Below are 13,979 nucleotides of genomic sequence, written 5' to 3'. Positions count from 1 at the left end.
TGGTAGCGCAGGTAAGGTTTTATTAACCTGCAATAGGTACCCAATTGTGGTTAAGATAGCTGTGTTGGGGGATTCGCACATAGCCAGCGGTGGATTACCCAATGGTTGCTTACTGAACATGGTTAAGGTGGGTGGCTTTGACCTTCTAGTACACGTTGGGGATCTTTCCAACGAGCAGGTCCTTAAGGAGTTGGAGGGCATCGGCAGGTTGGTGGTGGTTGCCGGTGAGACTGACCCAATGCCGCTGCCGGATAAGGAGATCATAGACGTTGAGGGGGTGAGGCTACTGGTTATTCATGGGCATCAGAAGGAGGCTAGGCTGCACTTAAGGAGGATGGTGAATTACTTCAATGCTAGGCTAGTGCTAATGGGGCATACGCATAGGCCTATGGTCCAGGATCTGGGTGGGGTATTGGTGGTTAACCCAGGTTCCTTTACGGGTTTCAATGGGTCCAGTGAAACCATGGCCATCCTGGAGCTTGCCGGTGGGCACATTAACATTAGGATTCAGGGGTGTGGGTGGTTTAACGAGTATAAGTACGGTAACCTGATAGTGAGGGCTGATGAACTGGCCAGCATCCTCAGCGACCCTGGGCCAACATCCTCCTAACCAGTTCACTTGCCTCCCTACCATTCCTAGCCCTGGCCACTATGTTAACCTCATTCACCTTGAACCTAGTGCCGCAGTAGGGGCAGGTGTGGCTTAGTGAACCAAGCCTAACGGCGGATGGCATACTGCACCTAGGGCACCTAACCACCAGGTACTCCATGAACCGTCTCTCCGGAGGCGGTGGGTTATATTCTTTTACTTCCAGTGGTTTCGTGACCCACCGTCTCCTTCTCAACGATCTCCCTGGCCCCCTCACCGCAGCGGCTCCCCAACGGTCGCCCGCGGTTCCTTGCCTTACGGATCTCGGGACCCCAGGGCACGATTAAGGGTGCTAGGGTTAGGTTAAAACTAACGTCTTAGGCATCAAATGAAAATAAGCGCCGCAAATAATCATAAAACCGAAACAGGCCCCAGCACCACTCCAGGATAATAAACCTTACCTCAATTGCCTGGTTCTGCATTAACCTTAATAGGGCTGGTGGGTGTGGTTCAACATGCAGGGGAGACTTGGCTTCGGTAGAATTAACCTTGAGGACGTGGTACTGCTCATACTAGCTGAGTCTAGGATGGAGATGCTCAGGTTAATGATTATAGTGTACCTATTGAGGAATCACCTTGGAGTCAGGTACGAGTATCCACCCTGGTACTCCAGTGACGTATGGGGGGCATTGAGGTCATTGATAAGGATGGGTTTAATCAATAGGTATAGTGATTCACGTGGCTTCATGGTGGTTTCCGCCACGGGTGGTGGGTTATCAAGGGTTAATGAGTTAATGAACAAGTTCAACAATGCAATGGTCATGGTTGGGCCGGCGTTAATAATGAACATGGGTGATTTAAGGGCCAGGATTAATGAAGTCGTCCGCGCCTACGTCAATACACCCCTGCGTATACTGGCCTCAGTGGCCCTCTCAGACGCAGCCCATGAAAGGTACTACCTTGGTGATAAGTCCCCCATGCCCAAGGTGCTGTGGGAGGCCTCTAGGGTTTTATCCTCAGGCTGTGAGGGTGCACTAGGATAGTTAACCCACCACGTCCTCGCTACTCTCCTTACTCACCGGTCTCTTGGTCACTGACCTAACGTAGTTTGAGAACGTTGCCTCGGCTATGTCGACTGATAGGGCTATTATCAACTGTAGCTCATGCATGACGCCAGCCATCTCCTCACTGCACGGCTTCTTAATTAGGCTAAACATCCTGTTTAGCAACTCCTCCCTACTAACTATCACCTTAAGAGCCTGCTCCTTGGAGCCAGATTGGTAGGAATTTATGGCCCTTAAGGTGTAGGACCAGACATCCCTTAGCCTACTGCTGAGCTCCTTAACACACCCTGGGTCTATCTTCTGGATACCCTTAAACGTCCTGGCCATCCTATCAAGTGCATCTGCAACGTGTTCCATGTTCTTCACTATAATGGTATCATCAATAGCTTCCTTAGGGTCCCTAAAGGACAGTTTCTTAATTGTTCTTAAGGCTAGGAAGTAGAGTTTATCAACCTGGTCATCCATGGCTAGTGTTTCATCCAGTAGTGATGTATCGTTGGTTTCTAGGTATGACGAGATCTTGTCGAACATTGCGTTCAGTATTGTTGACGTGCTACTGACAACCATTTTAAGGTTTATGTTAGTCTCGGATGTAGCTACCTTAACCATTACCCCATCTTCACTTTCGAGGATTAATGAGCCAGGTAGCTTAGATTCAATCACCTGGTAGGCACGCCTAATGCTCTCCTTAGGGCCCCTCACTGCTATATCATCAAAGCCCTCAATGTAGCCGGCTATTATTATCCTCATGGCCTCATCAGAGCTCTCACCGGATGATAAAACCACGGCATTGCTTGAGCCATGTTCAGACACAACTGGTTTAACTATAAGCATATCCTCAACAGCCTTAACCTCTATTAAGTCACCAAGCCCAATGTTTAGGGAGTCAAGCCACTGCTTAGGTAGCGTTATCCCTATGCTCTTCTCCCCAATTCTAATAACCCTACGGTACATCGACATGGGTTCACTAACTATTCACTGGTTAAAAAATCTTTACCCAAAAACACTCATATTAACTGCTAATAATCAATCAATAATCGAAAAACTTAAGCACACTTAGTAACACCTAGATTTAACCCTCCTAAACCTTAAGTGTTAAACTTGAGGTCCGTATGTATTAATGGGAAACATTATTAAGCCGGGGATGCAGTGCCTGAATTATGCCACCTTGGGTAACCATAGACAGGTTAATCAACATTGATTATGATTACGTTGAAAGGAGGATAATTGACTTCCTCAGGTCATACATAAGTAGCATTGGCGCCAAGGGTGCGGTGGTGGGGCTTAGTGGTGGCGTTGATTCAAGCGTAACCGCCGCTCTCCTCGTTAAGGCATTGGGGAAGGATGGGGTAATTGGATTGATAATGCCTTACAAAACAACCCCACCTGAGGATGTAAGGGATGCCGTTGAACTAGCTAAGGCACTTGGGATCAAGTACGAGGTTATTGACATCAATCCCATCAGGAACGCCTACTCCAGTACAATACCAGCCTTCAGGGAGAGCGAGGTTGTGGCGAACGGCAATGTGCTGGCCAGGATAAGAATGACTATACTTTACTACTACGCGAACCTAAACAGAATGATAGTTGCCGGTACTGGGGATAAGAGTGAATTGTTGATAGGCTACTTCACTAAGTATGGTGATGGTGGTGTGGATATACTGCCTATAGGCGACTTGTATAAGAGCCAGGTGAGGAGACTAGGCAAGCACTTGGGCTTACCGGATTCGATAGCTTACAAGCCCTCCAGCCCACGCCTATGGGAGGGTCAGACGGCAGAAGGTGAATTGGGCCTTAGGTACGAGGACATTGACGTAATACTTCACGCATTGGTTGACCTTAGGCTGAACCCGCAGGAGGCACAGGAGGCCACTGGGAAGCCGATCAGCTTAGTGGAGCAAGTTTGGAGAAGGGTGGTTGCGACTGAGCATAAGCGTAGGACACCCATAATACCTAGGATAGGGCTTAGGACCATTGGGCTTGATTGGCGCATGCCAATACACTACACCGGCCTACGCTGAATCCGCAGAGCCTTAGAAAATTATTTATAAATACTACTTAGCGTGATGCCGAGCGCTGGTGTATGGTTAATGGGAGGATGCTCAATGTGTTTATAATAGCTGTGTGGATTGTTGTTATCCTACTACTGGCTTCTCATGCCAACTTGGTCTTCAAGATACTAGTGTACAGTGATAATAAGGTTCTTCCAAGGTGGACAAGTGCAAGTGTTGTAAGTAGTATAGTCAGTAGTTACCTGGGTAACCAGACAAGCCTAGTTGTGATACCGGTTTACGTTGGTGATGTTAACAATTCCCAATACGTGCTTGAAGGCGTTGATCAAGTGTTAAGGTCACTTAACTTGTCGTACTATGATCTGAACAAGGTTTATGACGTTATTATTAACCGCTATAACGATGTCACTAATGAAACCGTAAGGGATTACGTGGGGAATTACACAGCTATTGTTAACAACATATACATTAATGAGTCGCTGCTATGTAGCGAATTATACAACATAAGTAGTGAATATTATAATACATATAGCAATTATACATCAACCATCAGTGAATTCAGTAGCTTCTACTCATCATTCCTAAGGGTGTTTTTCCTTAAGCTATCGGCATCATCAGGCTATGATTACCCAACATCAAGGGTGATTAACGAGACAGCGTCAACAGTTCTAGCGAATAATGATTACCCCAGTTGGCTTATGACCCAGATAGGCTACTTCATCACGGTTTTAAATGCCTCAATAGGTAGTCTGTCTACATATGGGTTAAATGTAACGACCATCAATGGTGCTTTAAGTTCATCCTACGGTTTAACTCTGGCTAGGATTAACAGTACGTATATGGCGATGCTGAGGAACATAACGATGAGTAATCCGCTTGCGGTGCAGGTAATTGCACTTGGGCGTAATCCACCGAGGTCGCTTGTAGCCAAGCTGGTGGCGTATCAATTCATAAATTCAACACCACTATTGATTAAGCCTTACCTAACACAATTGGCCTGTTCCAATAGGTCCCAGGTCAATCAAGTTATGGCTGAACTTAACTCATCTTTAAGGTTCATTGTCTTATCGGCATTCAGCAGGCCACCTTATTCATACGCTAATAACGTGACTAATGGTTCCCTCTATTCAGATGGCTACTCCCTAGTGGTGGTTAATTCAACAAATGATGTTAGGATTTATGATGCCTTCAGCAATTATGACTACGTCTACCCATTCTCAACTGGTATTGTGTTGAACCAGCTCTCGAGGATGATAGAGAGTGATGTGCCTGTTATAGATGAGGTCAGCAGCATATTAGTACTAACCATGCTCCTCTTCGTATTGGGCACGTTGGTTGCTCCATTGGTGATCCTACTGATCCTAGTGCTAACATACGGTGCAGTGCTCGGTGTGATCTACCTCATTGGTGTTTCAGGCTTAACAGTGTACTACTTGACAGTCTACATGGTGTCACCCATCGTCTTCGGCATTGGTGTCGATTACAGCCTTCTCATAGTGGGTAGGTACCTAGAGGAGAGGAGGAGGGGTTCAACGGTCCCTCAGGCTTTAAACATTATAACACGTATGACGGTACCAACCGTGTTAACCTCGGGTGGCGTGGTTGCCGCTGGTTTAGGTTCATTTGTGGCATCCAATTACCAGTACATTCAGGTAATTGGCCTATCCTTCATAGTCACCGTAGCGTTGGTTATCTTAACGACTGCGGTGGTTTTACCATCGCTGGTAAGCATCATGGGTGATGGCATATTGTGGCCCATGGGCTTGAGGTCATCCACCCGTGAGCTTAGTACCAGGTTGATAGTTAGGTTGACCAGGTTTTCCATTAAAAGGCCCTGGCTAGTCCTATCAATTGCCCTGGTTTTCACTGCACTATCCGTGGCACTACTGCTCCAAACCCCCCTTACGTCAAACCCGATAATACTAATGCCTAATATTAAGCCTATTCAGGCGTATAAGATACTCCTCAGCCATTTCCCAAACTACATAGAGTCAACCCAGTACATCGTAATTGAGCCACCTAACCCAGGTGCATTGAGTGCAATTATAAGTGACGTGGGGGCCTTTAACTTCACTAAGAGCATTAATGTGGCCTATAACTCATCGTCAATGATTATACTTAAAGTCACCACCAGTTACACGGCGCTCTCGGATAGGTTAATCCCAGTTTACCTAGACCTAGCCAAGGTGGCTAGGCAGGTGGCTGAGTTATACGGTGTTAAGGTGTTTGTTGGTGGGGATGCGGCTAACAAGTACTATTTTGTTAGCGTTTTTGAGAGGCAATTTTACGGTGAAATAGCCCTACTGATAATCGCCTTGAACATAATTATACTGTCCATTGCGCTGAGGAGCATTGTTATCCCGCTTAGGTTGCTTGCAACAGTGATGATGAGTATGGCCTGGGCGTTGGCCATTAGCCAAGTTGTCTTTTACAGGGTTTTAGGGATTGAGACATACTGGTTAATGCCGATAATACTCTATGCACTATTGACTAGTGTCGGCACAGACTACGACATATTCATAGTGTCAAGGATTAGGGAAGAGGTGATTAAAGGTAGGGATGACCCAGACGCCATACTAGTGGCTGTTGAGAATACGGGCCCTATAGTGACTGGGGCCGCCATGGTCCTAGCCATGGCCTTCATGAGCCTAATGGCATCCCAATTATACATACTGAGGGAAATAGGGTTTACAGTTGGGTTAAGCGTACTGATAGACGCCTTCATAATAAGGCCAGCCGTAATGCCAGCAATAATGGTCCTGGCGGGTAAGTATAACTGGTGGCCATCCAGGCTACCAACACGCATTAAAGAGACCACACAGGCGTCACTGAGATAACCCCTCCCATCAGGTTAAGGCGTACTGAATAAGCTACACCTTGGTTTAACCGCACCCAGCCTTGTGGCTGTTCAGCAACTTAGAATAGCCCACAAACCCTTATAAACAGTTTAACACGGCTGGATGACCATGGTCGAGGTAGGGGAGAGGGCACCTGACTTCGAACTCCTAGACACAGACCTAAAGGTAAGGAGACTAAGCGACTTTCTAGGTAAGGGTAAGCCTGTGATGACCCCCTTCCCGCCCTTGAGGGGCGGGGTTTCACTCTGGGGGTCTCGACAGTTACCCCGCCTATTACGGGGTTACTAATAACCTCTGCAGAGCTGGATCTTATAAACCCATCGCTGAAACCCCACGTAGTGGGACAACCCCGCCCTAAAGGGCGAGGCTTGCTCTTTGTCATACTGACGTTCCCTGCGGCGTTTAGCCCAGTGTGCACTAAGGAGTTGTGCACTATTAGGGATAACATGAGTATAATGAATAAGGCTAACGCAGAGGTAATAGCCATAAGCGTTGACCAGCCATGGGCATTAAAGGCCTTTAAGGAGGCTAATAGGCTCAACTTCACGCTACTAAGTGACTTCAATAGGCAGTTCATTGAGAAGTACGGCCTCGTGCTTGAGGATCTGTTGGGACTTAAGAAGCTGGCTAAGAGGGCAGCCTTCATTCTTGATGATCAAGGTATAGTTAGGTATAAGTGGGTCAGCGATGACCCAAGGAATGAACCACCCTACAAGGAAATACTAAACCTAGTTGCGGCTATCAACGTTAGTAAAAGCGGTGGGTGCGGTTAAGGCATTAGGGTAACGAAGATAATGGTTAAGGTATTTAATCGAAATGAAGATAATCTGATTCCCTTAATCACATTCCCACTAGTCCTTATTTCATGAAGCGCTTTAATACATCCTTGACCTCCGTGGCCGGGTCTGCGTTGAAGTCTTTTGATACGTGGTGGTGTATAATGAACCTTACACCGTACCTTAACCCACCGTCGACTGTACTTAGCAACGAGTAGACAAGCTTCGCCTCTTCTAGGGGTGGTGTTGTTTCTTAGTTGGTTTAAAGTTTTAACCTATTGTCCAGTATTTCTGCTTCTGGTTACATTTTAATTCCCCCTTTGCCTTGTGTTTTCCTGGTGCCTCTGAAAGGGGGTTTGGGCTTTTTGGATGAGCCGGTGGGGCGATACCCCACCCTTACCACCACCCCAAGAACAAGACCACCAACCCCACAACAGACGAGGCAACACCCAAGACCCCCCACAACGAAAAACCCACCCCACTGGAACGGGAAGGGGGTCATTTAACCATGTTGACTGCTACAGTGTCCAGGCCATTTTAACGAGGTCATATATGGCGCAAATGGATCCATTTATTACGGCTACGCCTTAAATGTAACCTAGTCATAACAATACTCAATTCGGGGATTCAGTCTCATGATTATTGCAGGACGATATATTTAAAAGTTGCCTACTTGAAATTATCCCATAATGGATAGTGTTATTGTTGAGGAGGTTAGTGGAGGTGTGGAGAGGTCGAAGATTTACTCGATGGTTAATGGTAAGTTAATTGAGCTATCGTTTAATAGGATGATTAACACGGGTTTAATAGAGTTTAGAATAGCTACAATAACTCCTGTTAACGAGGAGGAATTCTCAATAATAGCACCAGCCGTTGGCTCCCTAGGCTTCTACGCTGACTACGTTAAGGATTCCAGGATGGCTGTCCTGATACCATCAATAACGCTTAAGGGTATTAAAAGTGTTGATGAGCTAAGGATACTGCTTAACGCCCTAGGTGAGTTAATAGAGGAGATGTCTTATATGACCAACACGCCCATATCTAACATTGAGGTGGCTCAGATGCTTAATGATAAGGGGTGGTTGGTGAGTAAGGGTAATGATGAAGTATATAAAGTTTTAAAGGTCAATGATGCGGCGGCGGTCATATTAATAAACCTAGGTGGTGGCTTAGCCATTGGCTCAGCCAACGTAACCATAGGCATTATTGGGAGACTTAAGAATAGTGAATGCGTAGCTAAGGGTCTAGCAGAGTTGGGGTTAAGCGGCATGGAGAATTACGGATACATGGTGCTAGCCAATGGGACTATAAGGACCCTAGGCCTATTAACGGTGCTTACTGAGAAGATTGAGAACACTGTTACGAGGGTGATTAATGAGTGCAACCGCCTTTAGGCAATGTAATGGTTATAATGACTATGATGGAGGTTTTCCTAATAATGGTGCTGGGTTACATGATATATGATATTAAGGTTAGGCTGACTAAAGGCAATCCTAACACTGGTGATGAGGCAATTGGGGTTAAGGACGATGTGAATAAGGTGAGGTTAAACACAGATGAGGTAAGGGTGCTTAGGTACCTGCTAAGTAAGGGTAATAAGCCAGTGGTTCAGTCCATGATAGGTAGGGACCTTAATATACCTAAGTCAACGCTCTTCAGGATAGTGAGGAGGCTTAATGAACTTGGCTTGATTAACGTTGAGAAGAGGGGTAAGTATAAGTACATTTACATACAGAGGGCACAGGACGTGGCGAACATGCTTAAGGCCGTTGATGAGGAATCAACTAATAAAGGTTCCTCCCCCTAGCGTAACCAAGCACATCCCTAATATACCTATACAGTAGGGGGTCAACATCACTCATGCTGCCTACCCTTAGGAGGGCCATTATGAACCACCTCCTTAACTCATCACTGACCTTAGAGATTTTATCAGCTATGTAAAGTGGTATAGGGTAATTCTCCCTACTCATCATTAGCGCCACAGTGCCCAGCACACCTAGGTTCTTAATCACGTTACTGGTGGCTTCAACGTAAACAGGTGGACTGCCACCATGTGCCTGCATGTAAAAACCCACAACCTCACCCTGCAGGTTCACTGGGGTGGTTATCAACACACCCCTTGACCCATGCCTTAACCTGAAGCGTTCCAACAGTGCGAAGAATAGTGATGCCTCATTAATTGGCTTATCAGCCTTAAGCAGCCTATTAATGACCCGGTTAAGGCGCACCTCCTTGGTGAAGGATAATATGTAACGCCCAGTGCCAAGTGCCTTATTCACCAGTGCCCTTAACCTACCGTCACCCTCACCCTCAGTTAACAGTGGCCCATCTACCAACACCACGTCCCTATCATCAAGCAGTTCATGTGTTGCGTTAAGTTCCTCAAGCTTGGCAACTGCCCCAAGGGACCTCTCATCATTGATTATCCTCGCAATGAACCTACTTCTACTTGATTCTGGGGGTAGTACCATAGCAACGTTTATTAGACCAACCATCAATCCAAGGTACTTAACAAGCGTGAACCCGGAATCCACAGCCGCAACGGTGTAATCAATGGGTTCAGCGTTAACCTCAACTACGAGTTCATCATCCTCAAGCTGCTCGAGTTCAGCACCAATTTGCGTTAAGTCAATTTCACTTAACCTGTATACGCTACCTATCAGTGGCTCAAGGGTATACAATCTTAGTCACCTCGTCTATCAGTGCCCTTAACTTATCCTTATCCACCAACACCCCTGAATCCAATATACCCAGCCCCTCAAGTATACTCACAGTCTCCCTGTCCAGGTTCGACGCATCCCCTGTCTTAAGGGCCTTAACAAGCCCCATCAGCGTCTTGGATAACCCAAGTGAATACCTCTCCGCCAGCACAATGTTAACCAACCTGTTAACCACCCCATTATTCACCACGTTACCCCATAGGGCATTAATATCATTCAACAGTATATTAACCATCAAGTTTAAGTATATCTTAGGAATGTAGCCGGTTATGATTAAGCCCTCATTAGTTAACCTCACGCATCCATCCTCCACTTGGCTAGAGATGGGGGATTGATCAGTCCTTGACCTCACTATGGTTGACGTGGCTTGTTCACCGCCACAGCACTTGATTGACCTAAGGGTGACGTTACCGTAAATTACAGGGCCACTCCAGTTGCAGTTGTTTACATTAATCACTATGTGCGCCCTTGCCCCTGGACATTGTTTAAGGCACATCAATACGTCAGCCCTACTATTAAAGTCGTAGTTACGTATGCATTGTACAAATCTGCATAACTCACTGTCTAGGTCATCAACCACGGCTATTATCAACGGTGGGCTAGGAGACATAACGCTTCTCCACCAGTTTAGCTCTCCATAGGGTTTCAAGGTAATTAACAACATCCTTCGATTCCATCCCAAGTTCCCTCGCCATAACAACCTCGTCTATACCAACGTTAGGCCCATTGGATGCTATGTAGGTTAGTACGCTTAAGGGTACGTTGAGTTTATTTGATATTTCACTAAGCTTACTAGCGATCAATTTGTTTATGGCCACCAAGTTCTCAATACTCATCCTCAGTTCATTTAGGTTAGTGAAGTTGAGGCTTGGTATGGCTACGTCCTGGTTAAGTAAACCCCTATGCCTAAGCCAGTTAATCGAGTTGCTGATCTTAGTAACCTTAAACCTCGCCTTGTTGATGTAGTCCATTAACCTAGCCCTGGCTTCCTTAACCCTGCTCTCATATTCGCTTAGGGCTATTTCCAAGTCCTCCAGTGAGTCCCTGCTGAGTAGTTCAACGATAGAGTCAACAACGTCGATGCTGGTGTTGCCCTTCAGCACTGAATCCCCCTCATTAATCAGTTGGCTAATCTTAGACAGGGTCATGGTTATCATTGAGTATTCGTGTGCGTAGAGGAGTATTGAAGTGGCCACTTCAAGTTCCCTCCTGAGTCTATTAATCTCCTTTGTTACATTATCATTAAGGGCCTTTAAAGCCTCATATGCCTTATCTACGCTTAACCCGTTCAGGTTACCCACAACCCTATTGATGAGTTCCTTAAGTTCATTTACCTTAGCCCTCACGGCATCCTTAAGCTCAGCCCTTATGCCCTGCTCACCACCTATGGAATCGATAATTGTGTTCAAGTTGCCTATAATCGCCTTAATTTCGTTAACTAGGTTCCCCTCCTTACCCTTAACCTCATCCGCCTCGCTTTGAATGTCCAATAGTCTTAAGTTTATTTTAGCCAGCCTCTTTAAGTCATCCTCACTTGGATTCCTTATCACAGTCATGAGTAGCCTACACTCATCCTCAAGAGCCTTAACACTACCCTGCAGGTTGCTTAAACCGGCCTGCAGAGTTAGGTTGACACCATTAATATTAATGGTTATGCCGCTGTCCAGTGATTTACTCAGCTCCCTTATTCTACTGCACGTATCCTCAACAGCTCTTCTAAATCCATCACCAACGGTCAGGATGTACTTACCATTATGGTCGTGTAGTAGCCCCCTGAGTCTCATAAGCTCCACGAGGTCATGCTCCCTGAACTCCCTCCACAATTGCACCGGGAAGAGCCCCCTTATTATCTGCTCAAGTTCCCTCTCGTCAATGGGCTTACCCACGTTACTTAGATAGTTGACTAGGGTTGACTCAACCCTGGAGATGCATGGCTTATCACCGCACCTAAAGGCTGGTGGCAACTGCTGGTCGACCTTACCCTCAATCCAACTCTCAACAATACCCCTAATGGCGTCCCTCTTACCCTCTCTCCTCCTGGGTAGGCCTAGGGTGTATTGAAGTATGTGGTTCCTTAACGAGTCCCTAAAGGCGCTCACTCTCTCGATGAACCTCATTGCAACTTGAACTTGGCTACTGTACTCACTGGGCACTTTGCTGAACCTTGAAAGCACGTATAGGCCTATCAACGTGTTCCTTAACTCCTCAATGCTATCTGAGCCGTAACTCAGAAGGAGGATTCTCTGGGATGCATCGTATGTGTTGCACCACTTAATGTTTAGGTTTGTGTTTAATTGATTAGTTAACACCTGGTCATTAACCACTAGGGCTATTAAGCCGTCCACGTACTTAACCTGCCCATTTACCTTAACACCGCAGTTCAACGCAATACTAGCCACCTTATCTGGGTTATCGAGTGTTGCGTAGGCCAGTCTAGCATCCAGCACATTATCAACAATGGCTACCCTTAAGCCATCCTGAACCTTAATTGCATCGCTCTTAGCTAGCATACCGATTATCCTACCAGCCACATCAACAGGCTTCATGGCGGCTAACTGCTTAATGAAGTTGCCTAACTCATCAACGCTGGCACCTTCAGTGCTAACTAAGCCTAGTAACTTATCGTGGATGCCCTTCTTCAGTATATACGCATCATAACCTACGAAACCCTCCAGGTTTGCATCAGGTGGGAGTATTACGAATAACCTAATGCCTCTATCGGTTGGCACCGTGTAGTATGAGCCATATTCTATGGATAGGTTCCTTAAGTCGTCGACTATTATGGGCGGCTTACCGTAAATCATCCTTACATTATTCACCTTGCGTAACTCGCTTGGGTTATCTGGGTTAACCTCAATAACCTTAACCTTCTCAACAAGCCCAGTTAATTCAATGTTTGAATTGGCCTTAACTGGTATGCCTGATAATGCCACGCCCAGCACCTCATCACCATATGTCTTCAGTTCATTGAGTAAATCGAGGTTAACGTACTTACCCAGTTCAGATGTTACGAAACTAAGCACTAGGTTAACGCTTAATTGTCCATTATTCTCAATGGCCATTTCAAATAACTTGGAGGTCAACTTGATGAGGTTCCTCGGTGAGGCTTGCCCATTCTCCATCCTCCTGGCTATCAGGTAGATTAATGATAGCAGTTCCCTGTTAAATGGCCATAGTGGGCTGATTTTACCATCCTTAATCGCCTTAAGCCTTTCCGGCGTTGAGTACGATAGGAGCCTATTCTCGACTATGGCCTCATAAAGCCAGTAAGGCACCCTATCATCAATCACCACCTCCTTAAACACCCTGCCTCTGGCTATGTCGAACACATCAGGTACGCTGTTCCTTAGTATGCTGTAGTAGAGCTGGGGGGTGAAGGCGGCTATTATCATTATCCTGCCTAGGCTACTTGGCTTCAGGTTAAGCAGAGATGCGTAATTCTTAGGTTCAAGTATAGCCCTTATTAACCCGGTGACCTGCATAATGGCGTTTTTAACATCACTATTCACGCCGCCGGACATTAACACAGCCCTAGTTAATTCATCTGCCTCATCGAACATTATAACCATTGGCTTACTAGGGTCCCTATCACGAAGCCTACTGATCAAGAAATCCTTAATGCTCATGCTGAGGCTTAGCGCCGTTCTAATAGTGTCGATGTTAAGCCCCTTAAGTCTCTCCTCAACATCATCAAGTAGGTCTGATTTACCAAAGCCATAGGGTCCAATTATGACTAGGAGCATGTTATCACTTCCCCTCAGGAAGACGTCGATTGCCTTCATCACCTCACTGATCTCCTTATCAAGACCCATTGTAGCGTAACGCCTAGTCATTGGGGGGAGTCCACTTGGGTTGAATGGCCTATCCACGAAGCCTAATGCTTCATAACGGTTTACCATTCGGGAATAGCATTAAGCATCCCCTAAATTAAGGGAACAGTTAAAATTAATGGAATACGCC

13 protein-coding genes are annotated in these 13,979 nt (G+C 46.1%); 8 read left to right on the top strand and 5 right to left on the bottom strand.

Annotation, left to right across the window (positions count from 1 at the left end; translation table 11 throughout):
* The first annotated feature begins 46 nt into the window (after positions 1-46).
* Positions 47-610, top strand: a complete 564-nt coding sequence (locus AAX04_RS03310) for a metallophosphoesterase (RefSeq protein ID WP_066793960.1) — start codon at positions 47-49, stop codon at positions 608-610.
* On the opposite strand, the gene AAX04_RS03305 is transcribed toward AAX04_RS03310, so the two are convergent.
* Positions 582-770 (bottom strand): DUF1922 domain-containing protein, encoded by a 189-nt coding sequence (locus AAX04_RS03305; RefSeq protein WP_066793958.1) that lies wholly within the window; start codon positions 768-770, stop codon positions 582-584. The two genes, AAX04_RS03310 and AAX04_RS03305, sit on opposite strands and share 29 nt — an antisense overlap.
* Positions 771-1,104: 334 nt before the next feature.
* Here AAX04_RS03305 and AAX04_RS03300 point away from each other — a divergent pair, with 334 nt between their 5' ends.
* Entirely contained in the window at positions 1,105-1,632 is a 528-nt protein-coding gene (locus AAX04_RS03300; protein WP_066793955.1) for a hypothetical protein, read from the top strand.
* On the opposite strand, the gene AAX04_RS03295 is transcribed toward AAX04_RS03300, so the two are convergent.
* Positions 1,633-2,613: a phosphate uptake regulator PhoU gene (locus AAX04_RS03295; protein ID WP_066793952.1), complete on the bottom strand. Its 981-nt coding sequence runs from the start codon at positions 2,611-2,613 to the stop codon at positions 1,633-1,635.
* A 200-nt stretch (positions 2,614-2,813) separates the two neighbouring features.
* On the opposite strand from AAX04_RS03295, the gene AAX04_RS03290 reads away from it, so the two are divergent.
* The 6 genes from AAX04_RS03290 (at position 2,814) to AAX04_RS03260 (ending at position 9,106) form a co-directional block, all read left to right on the top strand.
* A complete protein-coding gene (locus AAX04_RS03290; protein ID WP_066793949.1) occupies positions 2,814-3,674 on the top strand; it encodes an NAD+ synthase in 861 nt (286 codons plus the stop codon).
* A 62-nt stretch (positions 3,675-3,736) separates the two neighbouring features.
* A complete protein-coding gene (locus tag AAX04_RS03285) occupies positions 3,737-6,502 on the top strand; it encodes an MMPL family transporter (protein ID WP_066793946.1) in 2,766 nt (921 codons plus the stop codon).
* Positions 6,503-6,631: 129 nt separating this feature from the next.
* A complete protein-coding gene (locus AAX04_RS12355; protein ID WP_066793943.1) occupies positions 6,632-6,811 on the top strand; it encodes a hypothetical protein in 180 nt (59 codons plus the stop codon).
* Between the two features lie 35 nt (positions 6,812-6,846).
* Positions 6,847-7,296 (top strand): redoxin domain-containing protein, encoded by a 450-nt coding sequence (locus tag AAX04_RS03275; protein WP_238377784.1) that lies wholly within the window; start codon positions 6,847-6,849, stop codon positions 7,294-7,296.
* A gap of 692 nt (positions 7,297-7,988) precedes the next feature.
* Positions 7,989-8,693, top strand: coding sequence for a hypothetical protein (locus tag AAX04_RS03265; protein ID WP_066793934.1), 705 nt, complete (start codon positions 7,989-7,991; stop codon positions 8,691-8,693).
* Complete coding sequence (locus tag AAX04_RS03260; protein ID WP_156519673.1) at positions 8,678-9,106, top strand: helix-turn-helix domain-containing protein; 429 nt, start codon at positions 8,678-8,680, stop codon at positions 9,104-9,106. The genes AAX04_RS03265 and AAX04_RS03260 overlap by 16 nt, the downstream gene beginning before the upstream one ends.
* On the opposite strand, the gene AAX04_RS03255 is transcribed toward AAX04_RS03260, so the two are convergent.
* From AAX04_RS03255 to AAX04_RS03245, 3 genes are read right to left on the bottom strand one after another with little or no spacing between them, the layout of a single operon-like run.
* Positions 9,084-9,980: a DNA double-strand break repair nuclease NurA gene (locus AAX04_RS03255; protein ID WP_066793923.1), complete on the bottom strand. Its 897-nt coding sequence runs from the start codon at positions 9,978-9,980 to the stop codon at positions 9,084-9,086. The genes AAX04_RS03260 and AAX04_RS03255 overlap by 23 nt on opposite strands.
* On the bottom strand, positions 9,967-10,629 hold the full coding sequence (locus AAX04_RS03250; RefSeq protein WP_066793921.1) for a hypothetical protein: 663 nt from the start codon (positions 10,627-10,629) through the stop codon (positions 9,967-9,969). Before AAX04_RS03250 ends, AAX04_RS03255 begins: the two co-directional genes overlap by 14 nt.
* Positions 10,619-13,888 carry a hypothetical protein gene (locus AAX04_RS03245; protein ID WP_156519672.1) on the bottom strand — a complete coding sequence of 1,090 codons (3,270 nt, stop codon included), beginning with the start codon at positions 13,886-13,888 and terminating at the stop codon, positions 10,619-10,621. The genes AAX04_RS03250 and AAX04_RS03245 overlap by 11 nt, the downstream gene beginning before the upstream one ends.
* Positions 13,889-13,979: the final 91 nt, after the last annotated feature.

The organism is Caldivirga sp. MU80 (assembly GCF_001663375.1).
Taxonomy (GTDB): domain Archaea; phylum Thermoproteota; class Thermoprotei; order Thermoproteales; family Thermocladiaceae; genus Caldivirga.
This window is presented reverse-complemented; position numbering and strand designations above follow the sequence as displayed.